Raw genomic sequence first — 16,448 nt, 5'->3', positions numbered from 1 at the left:
GACGAGACGTCTCGTGCAACTTCCATGGTGGTGGCCGTGGGGTGCGTTGTCGGGTGCGGGTGCGTGGGGGCTTCTCGCGCAGTTCCCCGCGCCCCTGAAAAGCAGGGGCTGCGCCCCGTGCTTTTCAGGTCCGCAGGGCCTGGTCTTTCAGGCCCGCAGGGGCCTGAAGCTTTTAGGGGCGCGGGGAACTGCGCGACCAGCCCCCACGCACCCGCACCCGACAACGCACCCCACGGCCACCACCATGGAAGTTGCACGAGACGTCTCGTCTCGCATATCGTCGGCGCATGACCCCACACATCGCCATGTTCTCCATCGCCGCCCACGGTCACGTGAACCCGAGCCTCGAAGTGGTCCGTGAGCTCGTGGCGCGCGGTCATCGGGTCACGTACGCGATCCCGCCGGCCTTCGCGGAGAAGGTCGCCGAGACCGGAGCCGAGCCCAAGCTCTGGCACTCCACTCTGCCCGGCCCCGACGCCGACCCCGAGGCGTGGGGGAGCACGCTCCTCGACAACGTCGAGCCCTTCCTGGAGGACGCGATCCAGGCCCTGCCGCAGCTCGTCGAGGCCTACGAGGGCGACGAGCCCGACCTCGTGCTGCACGACATCACCGCATACCCGGCGCCGGTCCTCGCCCACCGCTGGGGCGTCAAGGCGATCTCCCTCTCCCCGAACCTGGTCGCCTGGGACGGCTACGAGGAAGAGGTCGCCGAGCCCATGTGGGCCGAACCGAAGAAGACGGAACGCGGCAAGGCGTACTACGCCCGGTTCCAGGCGTGGCTGGAGGAGAACGGGATCACCGAGCACCCCGACCCCTTCGTCGGCAGGCCCGCCCGCTCCCTCGTCCTCATCCCGAAGGCGCTCCAGCCGAACGCCGACCGGGTCGACGAGAGCCGCTACACCTTCGTAGGCGCCTGCCAGGGCGACCGTTCGGCGCAGGGGGACTGGCAGCGGCCGGCCGACGCGGAGAAGGTGTTGCTCGTCTCGCTCGGGTCGGCCTTCACCAAGCAGCCCGACTTCTACCGCGCGTGCGTGCGGGCCTTCGGCGAGCTGCCCGGCTGGCACGTCGTGCTCCAGATCGGCCGGCACGTCGACCCGGCGGAGCTGGGGGAGATCCCGGACCGGGTGGAGGTGCGGGACTGGGTGCCGCAGTTGGCGGTCCTCCGGCAGGCCGACGCGTTCATCACCCACGCGGGCGCCGGCGGCAGCCAGGAAGGACTTGCCACCGCCACCCCGATGGTCGCCGTCCCGCAGGCCGTCGACCAGTTCGGCAACGCCGAGATGCTTCAGGCGTTGGGCGTCGCCCGCCATCTGCCCAAGGAGGAGGCGACCGCCGAGACCCTGCGCGAGGCGGTCCTCGCCCTCGTGGACGACCCCGAAGTGGCGCGCCGCCTCAAGGAGATCCAGCAGGAAATGGCGGGCGAGGGCGGCACCAGGCAGGCCGCCGACCTCGTCGAGGCGGCGCTCGGAACCCCGTGATAGCCGGGCAAGCCGGCTGGTTCCACGCTCTTCGTGAAATCGTGGAACTTTTTAGGTCACGGTCAGGTCACTCAGTAACGCTCGGATAACGCCCGGTCCGCGCGGAACGCGCACTGACTCTGTTACCGGGTTCGACCGTTACCCCCTTCGAAAGGTTGTGTTCGGCGCTTCTTGTGCCTCGGGTGAACGACTTCCAAGCTGAGGATGAATTCATTTCGAACGCCAGGAAGTTGACCCATGCGCCGAGACATACCCGACCTCGCGGAAGTGCGTCGCGTCACCCAGAAGAAGCGGGACGCCTGGTGGACCGTGCTCCTCGTCGACCCGGTCGCCACCCCCCTGGTTCGGCTGACCGCGAAGTACACGAGGATCACGCCCAACCAGCTGACCTGGGGCGCCTTCCTGCTGGGTCTGGTCTCGGCCGCCTTCTTCGCACTGGGTGACTGGCGCTGGCTGATCGCCGGCGCGGTCGTCTACCACCTGAGCTTCATCCTCGACTGCATGGACGGCAAGGTCGCCCGACTCACCGGCCAGGGCTCGGTGTTCGGGGCCTGGCTCGACTTCGTCTTCGACCGCGTCCGGGTCGCGGCGTGTTCGGTCGCCCTGATGGCCGGGCAGTACCAGCGCACGGGAGAGACCTTCTACATCTGGCTCGCCGCCGCCGTCATCGGCTGCGACGCGCTCCGCTACATCAACTCGCTGGAGACCTTCAAGGTCCGCCACACCATGCGCAAGCAGATCAAGGCCAGGCTCCGTGAGGCCCGTCGGGCCGAGAACGAGCGGGAACTCGCCTTCATGGAGGACCTGCTGCGCGAGAACCCCGAGGCCGACATCGAACAGGACCTGCGCACGGTCGCCGCCGAGGTCACCCAGGCGGCGCCGCAGGCCCAGGTCGTCGACCTGCACCAGGAGTTCCGCCGCCGCTTCCCCTTCTACCTGCGCGTCCGGTCCTTCCTGCTGCGCCACCGGGTCCGCCCCCATCTGATCAGCGGCATCGAGTTCCAGATGGGCGTCTTCATGATCGGCCCGATCGTCGACTCGGTGATGACGGCGACCCTCGTCTCCGGCGCCCTGCTGCTCGTCTTCGAACTGGCCATCGTCTACAAGCTGTTGCTCTCCACCCGCGACTTCACCCGCACCCTCGACTCCTTCGACCGGGGGGACGTCGCCACGGCGGCCTGAGCCGCTGGGTACGGACACCGAGGTGGGCCGGGGCGACGCCGCCCCGGCCCACCTCCGCGCTCAGGCCCCGATCAGACCCGTACCCGCTCGTCCCGCGCGTCCCGGCCGGCCGACGACACCGGCTCCGGCTCCGGCGACTCGTCATGGGTGAGGTCCGGCAGCCGGTTCAGCCACTTCGGTAGATACCAGTTGCGCTCGCCCAGCAGGGCCATCACCGCCGGGAGGAGCACCCCGCGGATGATCGTCGCGTCGATGAGGACGGCGGCCGCGAGACCCACACCCATCTGCTTCATCGACTGCATGGACAGCGTCCCGAAGATCGCGAAGACGGCGACCATGATGACGGCGGCGCTGGTCACGACGCCGGCCGTGGTGACCACCCCGTGCCGGATCGCCTCCTTCGTCGTCCGGCCCCGCAGCCGCGCCTCACGGATCCGCGAGACCACGAACACGTGGTAGTCCATCGACAGCCCGAACAGGATCACGAACAGGAACAGCGGCAGCCAGGTGATGATGGCGCCCACGCCCTCCGCGCCCACCAGCGAGGCACCCCAGCCGTGCTGGAAGACCGCGACGAGGATGCCGTACGCGGCGCCCACCGACAGCAGGTTCAGCACGATCGACGTCGCCGCGATCGTCAGCGAGCGGAACGACAGCAGCATCAGCACGAAGGCGAAGACCACGACGAAGGCGAAGACCGGGACGACGGAACCGACCAGCTGGTCGTTGAAGTCCTGGTTGCCCGCGACCTGCCCGGTGACCGGGGCCTCGACGCCCTCGACCTTGCCGAGCGTGGCGGGCCGTACCTCGTCGCGCAGCTTGTCCAGGCTCGCGCCCGCCTTGTCCTGGTCGGAGCCGCCGACCAGCGGCACGTACACGAAGGCCACGTCCTGCGCGTCGTGCACCTTGATCTCCACCGGGCCGCGCGAAGCCCCCGACGCGACGGCCTCCTCCTTGAAATCGGCCAACGCCGCGCGCACCTCCGGGGCGTTGATGTCCTTCGCCTTCACCACCACCTCGGCCGGCTCGGAACCGCCGGGGAAGGCCTCGTTGACCCGGTTGTACGTCTGCACGATCGGCAGCGAGTCCCCGAACTCCTGGTCCAGCGTCAGGTTCTGCGTCTTCATCCCGAGCGCGGGCGCGGCCACGGCGAGCAGCGCACCGGTCGCCACGACCAGCGACAGCGCCGGCTTGGCGAGGACCACCCGCAGGACGGCGTTCCAGAAACGGCTCTCCGAACCGTCGCCTCCCGCACGGCCGTTCTTCCGCCGCTTGTCCGGGTGCAGGAACGGGATACGGCCCTTCTCGACCCGCCCGCCCAGCAGCGACAGCAGCGCCGGCAGCACCGTGACCGAACCGACCATCGCGACGGCGACGACCATCAGGGACGCCAGGCCCATCGCCTCGAACTCGGCGAGCCCGGTGAACAGCATGCCCGCCATGGCCACGCACACCGTGACACCCGAGACGATGATGGCGCGGCCACTGGTCGCGGCGGCCACCCGCAGCGCGGCCTGCGCGTCCCGGCCCGCCGCCCGCTCCTCACGCTCACGGCGCAGATAGAACAGGCAGTAGTCGACACCGACGGCCAGGCCCACCAGCAGCATCACGGAGTTGGCGGTGTCGCTCATCGGGATCACATGGCTGACGATGGCCATCAGTCCCATCGTCGCGACGATCGCGGTGATCGCCAGCGCCACCGGCAGCAGCGCCGCGACGACCGCGCCGAACGCGATCAGCAGGATGCCGAGCGCCACCGGCACGGCCGAGTACTCGGCCTTCTGGAAGTCGTCCCCGAAGGCGTCGTCGAACGTCTTCATCATCGAGGCGCCGCCGATCTCCTCGATCCGCAGCGACCCGTGCTCCTTCTGGACGTCGGCGACGGCCTTCAGCACCGGTTCGATCCGCTCACCCGCGGTGTCCGACGCGCCCCGCACATCGAACTGCACCAGCGCGCTGCGGCCGTCCTTCGAGATCGTCCGCGTGTCGTACGGAGAGGTCACGTCCGCGACCTTCCCGGTCCGCTCGACGGCCTGCATCACATCGGCCACGGCGGCCCGGAACGCGGGGTCCGTGGCCCGGGTGGCGTCGTCCTTCGCCTGGATCAGGACCGTCTCACCGGCGGGTTCCTCGATCCCCGCCTCCTCGACGATGTGCGCCGCCGCGCTCGTCTCCCCCTTGAGCTGGTCGCTGTCCTTGACCTCGACCGAGCCCATCGCCGAGCCGATGCCCATCGTCAGCACCACGAACAGCAACCAGACCCCGACGGCCGCCCAGCGGTGCCGGGCGCTCCAGCCGCCCGCCCGGGCGGCGATCCCCCGCACCCGTACCTCTCCGTTCCCCATGACGGGCCAGCCCCCTCGCAAGCGATGGCGACCCCCTGCCGCCACCTTTCGCTTCGAAGGTATGAGCCGGATAAGGGCATCTCGTCGTGCTGTCCGGTGAACCCCACCGCCCCCGGGTCCTCCGCTCGGACCCGGCTCCCTCCCCATGAGGGAGGACAGTGGCCCCTTACACACATCCCGGGTTCTCGGGGCCGCTCCTCAGGGTGGCCACTCCGCCCGGTGCATATCGTGAACCCATGACGACGTACGCGGCGCTACTGCGCGGGATCAACGTGGGCGGCAGCAAGAAGGTCCCGATGGCCGACCTCCGTACCCTCCTGACCGGCCTCGGCCACGACGGTGTGGCCACCTACCTCCAGAGCGGCAACGCGGTCTTCACCAGCGACCACGGCGACGAGGACTCCCTCGCGGCCGAGATCACGACCGCCATCGGGAAACACTTCGGCTTCACCGTGGACGTCCTGGTGCGCGACCACGCGTATCTGGAGGCCGTCCGGGCGGCGTGCCCGTTCCCGGCGGCGGAGTTGGAGGGCAAGCAACTGCATGTGACGTACCTGTCGGAGACCGTCGACGCGACCCGCTTCGAGGGGATCGACCAACCGGCCTTCCTGCCGGAGGAGTTCAGGATCGGGGACCGGGCACTGTATCTGTACGCCCCCGAGGGCCTCGGCCGCTCCAAGCTCGCGGAGGCCCTGTCGAGGCCCCGTCTCCTGAAGGGCCTGACCGTCACGACCCGCAACTGGAACACGGTGGTGAAGCTGGCGGAGCTGACCACATCACACCCGTAGCCGCCACGCCCCACCCTGGGGCGCCCCGGGCGCGGCACACCGGCCCCGCCCGACGACCTGCCGCAACAGATTCGCCCACACGGCGCCCCGGGAGTGCCGGGGCCGGATCGCTGCCGGTGGTGAGCCCTGCACGGCCCGGCGTGGAGGCGGAGGCGGCTGGGCGGGCCGTGTCATGGGCGACACTCCCGCTCCCGGTCCGCGACTTCAGGCCCCCACCGCGATCCGCGCCGGAAGCGAGGCCTCGTCGTATCTGCGCAGCAGCAGCCGTGCCACCTCCGGTGCCGGGCCCAGTACGCCGGCGAGGTCGTCCGCCCCGGCCGCGCCCCGCGCGATGCGGTCCGGCAGCCGGCCCGGCGCGATGACGTACGGCGCCACGGCCACCCGTGCGCAGCCGAGCGCCCGCAACTCCCGTACGGCGTCCTCCGTGCGGGGGAGGGACGCGGAGGCGAACGCGGGTCGCACGGCGCACCAGCCGGTGTGCCGCCACTCCCGCGCGATATCTGCGATCACCGCGATCGCCTCCGGGTCGGTGGACCCCGCCGAGGCCAGCACGACCCCGGTCGAGGACCTGTCGGCGGGCCTCAGCCCCGCCTCGTACAGCCGGCGTTCGAGGGCCGACAGCAGCAGGGGCGACGGGCCGAGCACCTCGGCCTGGCGGATGCGCAGAGCCGGCGGGGCCTCGCGCAGGACCGCCGGGATGTCCGCCTTGGCGTGGAAGGCTCGGGTCAGCAGCAGCGGCAGGGCCACCACGTCCCGTACGCCCTCCGCCGCCAGCGACTCCAGCACCCCTCGGACCGAGGGGAGGTTGAAGTCCAGGAAGCCGGTCTCCACGCGCAGCCCGGGGCGCGTCGCCCGCACCCGCTCCACCAGGGCGTGCACGGTCGCGGCGTGCCGCGGGTCGCGGCTGCCGTGGGCGATGACGAGGAGGGCCGGCTCGTTGAACATGTGGATCAGCTCTTCACCAGCAGGCCGCGGCCGCGCAGGACCCGCCGCTCCAACGGGCTGAAGATCAGCAGGTCGATGGCGATACCGACCAGCAGGATCAGGAAGATGGCGAGGAACACCGTGGCCATGTCGATGTTGGTGCGGCCGTTCTCCAGCAACTGGCCGAGACCGACACCGAGATCGGGGTGGCTCGCGATGATCTCCGCCGCCATCAGCGAACGCCACGAGAACGCCCAGCCCTGCTTCAGACCGGCCAGATAGCCGGGCAGCGCGGCCGGCATCACGATGTGCCAGGCGCCCTGCAGACCGGTGGCGCCCAGGGTGCGGCCCGCCCGCAGATACAGCGGGGGCACCTGGTCGATGCCGGAGACCAGACCGTTGGCGATCGACGGGACCGCGCCGAGCAGGATCACCGTGTACATCATCTGGTCGGTCAGGCCCAGCCAGACGACGGCCGGCGGCACCCACGCCACCGACGGCAGCGACTGCAGACCGGAGAGGATCGGACCGATCGCCGCCCGCACGAACCGCACCCGGGCGACCAGGATGCCGAGCGGCGTGCCGATCGCCAGCGCGATCAGGAAGCCGAACAGGCCTCGCGAGACACTCGTCCAGACGAAGCCGAGCAGCTTGCCTTCCAGCCAGGCCTGCTCCGTCCGGTCCCACACCTCGGACGGCGGGGGCAGCTTGCCCGGGTCGGTGACGATGCCGAACGACACCAGCCCCTGCCACACCGCGAGCACCAGCACGATCGCGGTGATCGGCGGCACGATCTTCTGCCGGAACGTCTGGCTGAAGGGCGTCCGGCCGGCGCCGGGCGTCTCCAGGGCGTCGAGGCCCGCCTCCACCGCCCCGAGCCGGTCCTTGTCGGCGGCCGGGGCGTCGATCCTGTCCGTCGCCTTCGTCTCACTGCTGGCCATGACGGCGGATCTCCTCACGAAGGACATCGGTGATCTCCAGGGACAGCTCCGCCACCGGAGCGTCCTCGATACGGCGGGGCTGCGGGATGTCGACCCGCCACTCCCGGGCGATCCGCCCCGGACGCGAGGACAGCAGCACCACGCGCTGCGCGAGCCGTACGGCCTCGCGCACGTTGTGCGTGACGAAGAGGACGGAGAGCTGGGTCTCCTCCCAGATCCGGGTCAGCTCGTCGTGCAGCACGTCCCGGGTGATGGCGTCGAGCGCCGCGAACGGCTCGTCCATCAGCAGGAGCTTGCTCTCCTGGCCGAGGGCCCGCGCCAGCGCCACCCGCTGCCGCATACCGCCGGACAGCTCGTGCACCCGCTTGCCGTACGCGCCCTTCAGCCGGACCAGGGAGAGCAGGTCCTCGGCGCGCTCGCGCCGTTCGTTCTTCGGAACCCCCCTGAGCTTCAGGGCGAGTTCGATGTTCTTGCCCGCGGTCAGCCACGGGAACAGGGCGTGCTCCTGGAACATCAGAGCGGGGCGCCCGTCGGTCGTGATGCTGCCCTGGGACGGGGCGTCGAGCCCCGCCACCAGGTTCAGCAGAGTGGACTTGCCACAGCCCGAGGCCCCCAGGAGGGTGACGAACTCGCCCGGAGCGACATCGAGGGTGATGTCGTCGAGCACGAGCTGCTGCCCGGTCGGCCCGGCGAAGGACTTCGATACGTGCTCGATACGGGCTGCGTGCTCGGCGGCGCCGATGCCGTCGGCGGCCTTGGCGAGTGCGGTGGCCATGGTCGTCACCTCCTGGGAACGTGGCGGACTACGCGGTTACTTGACGCCGAGACCGGCGTCGTCGACCTCGGGCTCGCCCTCGGCCTTCAGGACCTTGTTGAGGATCGACAGGTCGTAGATGCCGTCGAGCAGCGGGTCCTTCAGCAGGCCGGTCTTGACCGCGTGGTCCGCCTCGGTCTGCAGGGTGGACGCCAGCGGGTCGTCGGTGAACTGGATGGACGCCCACGCCGGGTCGAGGACCTTGGCGTCCAGCGCCTTGCCGGAGTCCTCCTTCAGCCGGGCGTTGGCCGCCTCCTTCGCCTTGTCCGTGTCGGAGTCGATGAAGGCGTTCGTCTTCACCGCGCCCCGCAGCACGGCCTCGACGACCTTGGGGTGCTCCTTCAGGAAGTCCTGCCGCACGATGATGTTCGTGATCACGAACTTCTTGTCCGGCCACAGGTCGGCCTCGTCCAGCAGCACCTTGGCGCCCTCGGCCACCAGCTTGGACGCGGTCGGCTCCGGCACCCAGGCACCGTCGATCGAGCCCGACTTGTAGGCGTCCGGGACGATCTTGTTGTCCGTGCGGACCACGGAGACGTCGCCCTTGCCGCTCTCGGCGTCGACCTTCCAGCCCTGCTCGGCGATCCAGTTGAGGAACGCCACGTCCTGCGTGTTGCCCAGCTGGGGCGTCGCGATGTTCTTGCCCTTGACGTCCTTCAGGGACCTGATCTTGTCCGGGTTGACGACGAGCTTCACACCGCCGGAGGCCGAACCACTGATGATGCGCAGGCCCTTGCCCGCGGACTTGGTGTAGCCGTTGATCGCCGGGGAGGGACCGATCCAGCCGATGTCGATCGACTTCGAGTTCAGCGCCTCGATCTCGGAGGGACCGGCGTTGAAGATCGCGTACTCGGCCTTGGTGGCGCCGAGCTCCTTCTGGAAGATGCCCTCCTGCCGCCCGACCAGGGCGGTGGCGTGCGTCAGGTTGCCGAAGTAGCCGATCTTGACGGTGTCGAGGCCCTCGATCTTCTTCGCCCCGGCGGCCACCTGGGCGGTGTCGTCGTCCTTCGCCTGGGAGCCGTAACCGCAGGCGGCGAGAGCGAGAAGGGGAAGGGTGGTGAGGGCCGCGAAAGTGCGCCGGAAGGCGGCAGAGCGGTGAGCAGGCACGGGAGGTGTTCCTCTCGGAGGCCCGGCGGTCACGGTCTCTCAGGTCGTGGCCGGGAGGTCTGGTTTTCGTCTACGGCGGTGGGGGGTGAGGGCGCGCAAGCGGTGCGCGTACGTCATCGCACACATCGCGCCACTCCGCCCTGTCCGCTGCCGAGGGCGCCGCTGCCCACACGGCCGCCCTCCTTCGCGAACGTCGCGTAGAAGCCCTGGGGGTTCATGTCAGAAGTCCCACCCGTCGTCCTCGGCCTCGTCCTTGACGGGCTCCGGGGTGGCGAACGACTCGCCGACCATGCCGGCCGTCAGCGTCGTGCCGTCGGACGGGTCGATCAGGATGAAGGAACCGGTGCGGCGGGAGTCGGCGTAGGAGTCGACCGGCAGCGCCTCGGCCGTGCGGACCTTCACCCGGCCGATGTCGTTGGCGACGAGCTGTCCCGGGTGCGGGTGCAGGGACAGGTCGTCGAGCGTCAGCCGGGACGGGATGTCCTTGACGATCGCCTTGACCGTGCGGGTGCCGTGCTTGAGCAGCACCCGGTGGCCCACCGTGAGCGGCTGGTCCGCCACGTGGCAGACGGTCGCCTCGATGTCCTGCGTGGTCGCCGGGGCGTCCTTGCTGGGCACGAGGAGGTCGCCGCGCGAGATGTCGATGTCGTCCTCCAGCAGGACGGTCACCGACTGGGTGGTCCAGGCGACGTCGACCGGCTCGCCCAGCAGGTCGATGCCGGAGATCTTCGACGTCCGGCCCGACGGCAGCACGGTCACCGCCTCGCCGACGCGGAACGAACCGGCGGCGATCTGACCCGCGTAACCCCGGTAGTCGGGGTGCTCGGCGGTCTGCGGCCGGATCACGAACTGCACGGGCAGACGGGCGTGGCAGTGGCTCAGGTCGTGCGCGACCGGCACCGTCTCCAGGTGCTCCAGGACGGTCGGGCCGCCGTACCAGTCCATGTTCGCGGACGGCTCCACCACGTTGTCACCGGCCAGCGCCGAGATCGGGATCGCGGTGATCTCCGGGACGCCCAGCTCGGAGGCGTACGCAGTGAACTCCTCGGCGATCCGCGCGAAGACCGGCTCCTCGTACGCGACGAGGTCCATCTTGTTCACCGCGAGGACCACGTGCGGGACCCGCAGGAGCGCGGCGATCGCGGCGTGCCGGCGGGTCTGCTCGACGACGCCGTTGCGCGCGTCGACCAGGATCACCGTCAGCTCGGCGGTGGAGGCGCCGGTGACCATGTTGCGGGTGTACTGCACATGGCCGGGGGTGTCGGCGAGGATGAAGCGGCGCCGGGCGGTGGCGAAGTAGCGGTACGCCACGTCGATGGTGATGCCCTGTTCGCGCTCGGCGCGCAGGCCGTCGGTGAGCAGGGCGAGGTCGGGGCCTTCCTGGCCACGGCTCGCCGAAACGCGCTCCACGGCTTCCAGCTGGTCGGTGAGGACCGACTTGGAGTCGTGCAGCAGGCGGCCCACCAGGGTGGACTTGCCGTCGTCGACGGAACCGGCGGTCGCGAACCGCAGCAGCGTGGTGGCCGAGAGCTCCTCGGCGGTGATGGTGCTCATGCCTAGAAGTACCCCTCGCGCTTACGGTCTTCCATCGCGGCCTCGGACATCTTGTCGTCGGCGCGGGTCGCGCCCCGCTCGGTGAGGCGGGAGGCGGCGATCTCGGTGATCACGGCGTCCAGCGTGGTCGCGTCGGAGTCGACGGCGCCCGTGCAGGACATGTCACCCACGGTCCGGTAGCGGACGAGGCGCTTCTCGACGCTCTCGCCGTCCTTGGGGCCGCCCCACTCGCCGGCGGTCAGCCACATCCCGGCCCGCTGGAACACCTCGCGCTCGTGCGCGAAGTAGATCTCCGGCAGTTCGATGCCCTCGCGGGCGATGTACTGCCAGACGTCCAGCTCGGTCCAGTTGGAGAGCGGGAAGACGCGGACGTGCTCGCCGGGCGCGTGCCGTCCGTTGTAGAGGTTCCACAGCTCGGGGCGCTGGCGGCGCGGGTCCCACTGGGAGAACTCGTCCCGCAGCGAGAACACCCGCTCCTTCGCGCGCGCCTTCTCCTCGTCCCGGCGGCCGCCGCCGAAGACGGCGTCGAACTTCTCCGCCTGGATCCTCTCGGTGAGCGGCACGGTCTGCAGCGGGTTCCGCGTCCCGTCCGGCCGCTCCTTGAGGACACCCCGGTCGATGTAGTCCTGCACGGACGCGACATGCAGCCGCAGCCCGTGCTGGGCGACCGTACGGTCGCGGTACTCCAGCACCTCGGGGAAGTTGTGCCCGGTGTCCACGTGCAGCAGGGAGAAGGGGATCGCGGCGGGCGCGAAGGCCTTCAGCGCCAGGTGCAGCATGACGATGGAGTCCTTGCCGCCGGAGAAGAGGATCACCGGCCGCTCGAACTCGCCCGCGACCTCGCGGAAGATGTGGACGGCCTCGGACTCCAGCGCGTCCAGGTGCGACAGCGTGTACGGGGTGCCGGTCTCCCCGGAGACGGCGGTGACGGTCGTCGTCATGCCAGGCCCCTCTCGGTGAGCAGCTGGTGGACCAGCGCGGCGGACTCCTGGACCGTCTGGTCCTGCGACTCGATCCGCAGGTCCGGGGTCTCGGGAGCCTCGTACGGGTCGTCCACACCGGTCAGCCCGGAGATCTCACCGGCCGCCTGCTTGGCGTACAGGCCCTTCACATCGCGTACGGAGCACACCTCGACCGGCGTCGCCACGTGCACCTCGACATACGCGGCACCGCTCGCCGCGTGGCGCTTGCGGACCGCCTCGCGGCTGTCGGCGTACGGCGCGATGACCGGCACGAGCGCCTTGACGCCGTTGCGGGCGAGCAGGTCGGCGAGGAAGCCGATGCGCTGCACGTTGGTGTGCCGGTCGGCGCGGCTGAAACCGAGGTCCGCGGTGAGGAACTCACGGATCTCGTCGCCGTCGAGGACCTCCACGAGGTGGCCCTCCTCGCGCAGACGGCTCGCGAGTTCGTGGGCGATGGTGGTCTTGCCGGCGCTCGGCAGACCCGTGAGCCAGACGGTGGCTCCGGTGGCTCCGGTCGTCACTTGGTTCTCCTGGTTCGTCGCGGGAGCACGGCCCGTCCCGGGGCCGGTGTTCCCGACGGTCTCGGCTGTCTCGGTCACAGGTGCAGCCCGCACTCGGTCTTGGCGTTGCCCGCCCAGCGGCCCGCCCGCGCGTCCTCGCCGGGGGCGACCCGGCGGGTGCAGGGGGCGCAGCCCACGGAGGTGTAGCCGTCCATGAGCAGGGGGTTGGTGAGCACGCCGTGCTCGGCCACGTACGCGTCCACGTCGTCCTGCGTCCAGCGGGCGATCGGGGAGATCTTGACCTTGCCGCGCTTCTCGTCCCAGCCGACGACCGGGGTGTTCGCCCGGCTCGCGGACTCGTCGCGGCGCAGTCCGGTGGCCCAGGCGTCGAAGCGGGTCAGGCCCTCTTCGAGAGGCTTGACCTTCCGCAGGAAGCAGCAGAGGTCGGGGTCGCGGTCGTGCAGCTTCGGCCCGTACTCGGCGTCCTGCTCGGCGACCGTCTGCCGCGGGGCGATCGTGATGACGTTGACGTCCATCACGGCCTCCACGGCGTCCCGGGTGCCGATGGTCTCCGGGAAGTGGTAGCCGGTGTCCAGGAACACGACGTCGACGCCGGGCCTGGCCCGGGAGGCGAGGTGCGCGACGACCGCGTCCTCCATGGAGGACGTCACGCAGAAGCGCTTGCCGAAGGTGTCCACGGCCCACTGGAGGATCTCCAGGGCCGAGGCGTCCTCCAGATCGCGGCCGGCCTGCTCGGCGAGCGCCTTGATCTCGGCGCGCTTCGCCGCGTCCGGGCCGGTCGCCTCCGGACCGGCCGCGTCCGTTTGGGACGCGGCGGATGTATCGGAATCCGCCTGAACGGCAGTCATATGTGATCCCCTCCGCTGTCGGCTCGCTGAACCCCTCGGGACAACAGCCCGAGGAACTTCAACTGGAAGGCTCGATTGCAGGCTCCGCATTCCCAGGCCCCGTGACCTTCGTCGTTGGGGCGCAGGTCCTCGTCACCGCAGTAGGGGCAGTAGAAGGGCGCCGCACGCTCACTCATCGGTCCCGCCCCCCTCCGCGCGGACACGGGTGACGACGGCCCCGATCACCGCGCCGAGGCCGGCGCACAGCAGGATGCCCATGACCGTGGTCATGAAGAAGCTCACGACAGCGCCTCCTCGGAAGCGCGCGTGACCCACGCGGCGAACCGCTCGCCGTCCTCGCGCTCCTCCTGGAAGCGCGTGAGCACGCGCTCGACGTAGTCGGGGAGTTCGTCGGCGGTGACCTTCAGACCGCGCACCTTGCGGCCGAAGCCGGCCTCCAGGCCGAGCGCGCCGCCCAGGTGCACCTGGTAGCCCTCGACCTGCTCGCCCTGGTCGTTGAGCATGAGCTGGCCCTTGAGACCGATGTCCGCCACCTGGATACGCGCACAGGCGTTCGGGCAGCCGTTGATGTTGATGGTGATCGGCTCGTCGAACTCCGGGATCCGGCGCTCGAGTTCGTCGATCAGCAGGGAACCGCGCGCCTTCGTCTCGACGATGGCGAGCTTGCAGTACTCGATGCCGGTGCAGGCCATCGTGCCGCGCCGGAACGGCGACGGGTTGACGGTGAGGTCGAGTGCCTCAAGGCCCGCGACGAGCGAGTCGACCTGCTCCTCGGTGACGTCGAGCACGATCATCTTCTGCTCGACCGTGGTGCGGACCCGGCCGGAGCCGTGCGCCTCGGCGAGGTCGGCGATCTTCGTCAGGGTGGTGCCGTCGACCCGGCCGACGCGCGGGGCGAACCCGACGTAGTAGCGGCCGTCGTTCTGCTGGTGGACACCGACGTGGTCGCGCCAGCGGGCCACCGGCTGGTCGGGGGCGGGGCCGTCGACCAGCTTGCGCTTGAGGTACTCGTCCTCCAGGACCTGGCGGAACTTCTCCGTGCCCCAGTCGGCGAGCAGGAACTTCAGCCGGGCGCGGGTGCGCAGCCGCCGGTAGCCGTAGTCACGGAAGATCGAGATGACGCCCTCGTAGACGTCGGCGACCTCGTCCAGCGGGACCCAGGCGCCGAGCCGCTGCCCGATCTTGGGGTTGGTGGAGAGACCGCCGCCGACCCAGAGGTCGAAGCCGGGGCCGTGCTCGGGGTGGCGGACACCGACGAAGGCGATGTCGTTGATCTCGTGCGCCACGTCGAGCAGCGGCGAACCGGAGATCGCGGACTTGAACTTGCGGGGCAGGTTCGAGAAGGCGGGATTGCCGATGATGCGCCGGCTGATCTCCTCCATCGCGGGCGTCCCGTCGATGATCTCGTCGGCGGCGATCCCGGCGACGGGTGAGCCGATGATCACACGGGGGGTGTCGCCGCAGGCCTCGGTGGTGGACAGGCCGACGGCCTCCAGCCGCTCCCAGATCTCGGGCACGTCCTCGACGCGGATCCAGTGGTACTGCACGTTCTGCCGGTCGGTGATGTCGGCCGTGCCGCGCGCGAACTCCTGCGAGATCTCGCCGATCACCCGCAGCTGCCGGGTGGTCAGCCGACCGCCGTCGATGCGCACCCGCAGCATGAAGTACTTGTCGTCCAACTCCTCCGGCTCCAGGATCGCGGTCTTGCCGCCGTCGATCCCGGGCTTGCGCTGGGTGTAGAGACCCCACCAGCGCATACGGCCGCGCAGGTCGTTGGGGTCGATGGAGTCGAAACCGCGCTTGGAGTAGATCGTCTCAATGCGTGTCCGCACATTGAGACCGTCGTCGTCCTTCTTGAACTGCTCGTTGCCGTTCAGCGGGGTGAAGTGACCCGCGGCCCACTGGCCCTCGCCACGGTGACGGCTCACCTTGCGGCGGGGCGTGGCGGGGTTCTGCGGGGTGGCGGCCATGGTGTGTATGTCCTTCGGGAAAGGCGTGGAAGCGGCTCTGACCCGCGCTTGCGCGCGCATGCGGGCACACGCGGGCAGCGTGTGCGACGCCTGCGCGTCCTTGCGCGGGCTGAAACAGAGGAGGGTGCGGCGCTGTCGCCCGGGGTCGTCCAACCCCTCGCGGTCGGGCTCAGCTCACCGGACAGATGGCGCTGGACATGCGGCCGAGGTCGACGTGCCGCCGACTCACCAAGGCAATTCCAGTTCCAGACATGACGGAAGCGTGGCACGCCTCTTTAGACCGAGTCCACCGTCATCCACATTCCGGACAAGGATGTCTCGCATCGCGAGACGATGTGATGTGGGTCATGGTGTGGACGGGGTCGCGCCGGGCCAGGGCCCCGGCGCCGTCGCGTCGGGCTCCTCCGTCACCTTCGTGTCGAACAGGGCGAAACCCCGCCGCAGGTAGTTCGCCATCGCGTGCTCCCCGTCCCGGGAGCAGGTGTGTAGCCAGACCCGCTTGGTCGGCGGCAGCCCCGGCCACCGCTCGGCGAGGTCCCAGGCCCGGGCCGTGCCGTACGACAGCAGGTGCCCGCCGATGCGCCGCCCCCGGAAACCCGGGATCAGCCCGAAGTAGACGATCTCCACGACCCCGCCGTCCTGCGGCTCCATCTCCACGTAACCGGCGGGCGTGCCCCGGTCGTAGGCGACCCAGGTCTCCACGCCCGGCCGCTCCAGGTGCTCCCGCCACCGCTCGTACGACCACGACAGCCGGTCGATCCACAGGACGTCCCCGCCGACCGAGGCGTACAGGAAGCGGCTGAACTCGGGGGAGGGGACCTCGGCGCGCACGACACGGACGTCGTCGCCCTCGGGTGCCGAGGCGGGAAGCAGATCGCTCGGCGAGGTCTGCTCCAGGGACCAGGTGGTGACAGTACTGCTGCTCATGGGCCCAGGGAATCACGCGCCCCGGCCCGCCTCCAAGGCCGGGCCGGGTTCCCCGGAGGCGGCGCCCCGGCCTCCCCGGGGCAATCG

16 protein-coding genes are annotated in these 16,448 nt (G+C 70.2%); 3 read left to right on the top strand and 13 right to left on the bottom strand.

The features are described 5' to 3' along the window. Positions 1-287 precede the first annotated feature (287 nt). On the top strand, positions 288-1,478 hold the full coding sequence (locus P1P70_RS07485) for a macrolide-inactivating glycosyltransferase (RefSeq protein WP_319235637.1): 1,191 nt from the start codon (positions 288-290) through the stop codon (positions 1,476-1,478). Between the two features lie 237 nt (positions 1,479-1,715). Next, positions 1,716-2,660 carry a CDP-alcohol phosphatidyltransferase family protein gene (locus tag P1P70_RS07480; protein WP_319235635.1) on the top strand — a complete coding sequence of 315 codons (945 nt, stop codon included), beginning with the start codon at positions 1,716-1,718 and terminating at the stop codon, positions 2,658-2,660. 71 nt (positions 2,661-2,731) lie between these two features. Here P1P70_RS07480 and P1P70_RS07475 read toward each other — a convergent pair whose 3' ends face one another. Beyond that, positions 2,732-5,005, bottom strand: a complete 2,274-nt coding sequence (locus P1P70_RS07475) for an MMPL family transporter (protein WP_319235633.1) — start codon at positions 5,003-5,005, stop codon at positions 2,732-2,734. 236 nt (positions 5,006-5,241) lie between these two features. Between P1P70_RS07475 and P1P70_RS07470 the strand changes: the two genes are divergently transcribed. After that, positions 5,242-5,793, top strand: coding sequence for a DUF1697 domain-containing protein (locus P1P70_RS07470; protein WP_319235631.1), 552 nt, complete (start codon positions 5,242-5,244; stop codon positions 5,791-5,793). A 204-nt stretch (positions 5,794-5,997) separates the two neighbouring features. On the opposite strand, the gene P1P70_RS07465 is transcribed toward P1P70_RS07470, so the two are convergent. From P1P70_RS07465 to P1P70_RS07410, 12 genes are all read right to left on the bottom strand, one after another. Then, entirely contained in the window at positions 5,998-6,738 is a 741-nt protein-coding gene (locus tag P1P70_RS07465; protein WP_319235629.1) for a sirohydrochlorin chelatase, read from the bottom strand. A gap of 5 nt (positions 6,739-6,743) precedes the next feature. Continuing rightward, positions 6,744-7,658: an ABC transporter permease gene (locus tag P1P70_RS07460; RefSeq protein WP_319235628.1), complete on the bottom strand. Its 915-nt coding sequence runs from the start codon at positions 7,656-7,658 to the stop codon at positions 6,744-6,746. Continuing rightward, the gene (locus tag P1P70_RS07455) at positions 7,645-8,433 is read right to left on the bottom strand and encodes an ABC transporter ATP-binding protein (protein ID WP_319235626.1); all 789 of its coding nucleotides are present in this window, start codon (positions 8,431-8,433) and stop codon (positions 7,645-7,647) included. Before P1P70_RS07455 ends, P1P70_RS07460 begins: the two co-directional genes overlap by 14 nt. A gap of 36 nt (positions 8,434-8,469) precedes the next feature. Next, a complete protein-coding gene (locus tag P1P70_RS07450; protein ID WP_319235624.1) occupies positions 8,470-9,579 on the bottom strand; it encodes an aliphatic sulfonate ABC transporter substrate-binding protein in 1,110 nt (369 codons plus the stop codon). A gap of 219 nt (positions 9,580-9,798) precedes the next feature. Next, positions 9,799-11,133 carry a sulfate adenylyltransferase subunit 1 gene (locus tag P1P70_RS07445; protein ID WP_319235622.1) on the bottom strand — a complete coding sequence of 445 codons (1,335 nt, stop codon included), beginning with the start codon at positions 11,131-11,133 and terminating at the stop codon, positions 9,799-9,801. 2 nt (positions 11,134-11,135) lie between these two features. Beyond that, entirely contained in the window at positions 11,136-12,074 is a 939-nt protein-coding gene (gene cysD / locus P1P70_RS07440; protein WP_319235620.1) for a sulfate adenylyltransferase subunit CysD, read from the bottom strand. Then, complete coding sequence (gene cysC / locus P1P70_RS07435) at positions 12,071-12,616, bottom strand: adenylyl-sulfate kinase (RefSeq protein WP_413471434.1); 546 nt, start codon at positions 12,614-12,616, stop codon at positions 12,071-12,073. The genes cysD and cysC overlap by 4 nt, the downstream gene beginning before the upstream one ends. 74 nt (positions 12,617-12,690) lie before the next feature. Next, complete coding sequence (locus P1P70_RS07430; protein WP_319235616.1) at positions 12,691-13,464, bottom strand: phosphoadenylyl-sulfate reductase; 774 nt, start codon at positions 13,462-13,464, stop codon at positions 12,691-12,693. Continuing rightward, positions 13,461-13,640, bottom strand: coding sequence for a hypothetical protein (locus P1P70_RS07425; RefSeq protein WP_319235614.1), 180 nt, complete (start codon positions 13,638-13,640; stop codon positions 13,461-13,463). Before P1P70_RS07425 ends, P1P70_RS07430 begins: the two co-directional genes overlap by 4 nt. A gap of 102 nt (positions 13,641-13,742) precedes the next feature. Further along, positions 13,743-15,434 (bottom strand): nitrite/sulfite reductase, encoded by a 1,692-nt coding sequence (locus tag P1P70_RS07420; protein ID WP_319235613.1) that lies wholly within the window; start codon positions 15,432-15,434, stop codon positions 13,743-13,745. Positions 15,435-15,603: 169 nt separating this feature from the next. Continuing rightward, the gene (locus tag P1P70_RS07415) at positions 15,604-15,687 is read right to left on the bottom strand and encodes a putative leader peptide (protein WP_309474722.1); all 84 of its coding nucleotides are present in this window, start codon (positions 15,685-15,687) and stop codon (positions 15,604-15,606) included. 92 nt (positions 15,688-15,779) lie between these two features. Then, positions 15,780-16,361 carry a GNAT family N-acetyltransferase gene (locus P1P70_RS07410; RefSeq protein ID WP_319235612.1) on the bottom strand — a complete coding sequence of 194 codons (582 nt, stop codon included), beginning with the start codon at positions 16,359-16,361 and terminating at the stop codon, positions 15,780-15,782. Between the last annotated feature and the right edge of the window lie 87 nt (positions 16,362-16,448).

This window comes from Streptomyces sp. MB09-02B (assembly GCF_033794485.1).
Taxonomy (GTDB): Bacteria; Actinomycetota; Actinomycetes; order Streptomycetales; family Streptomycetaceae; genus Streptomyces.
Note: the sequence above shows the minus strand (reverse complement) of the source record. Positions and strands in the feature narration are given on the sequence as shown.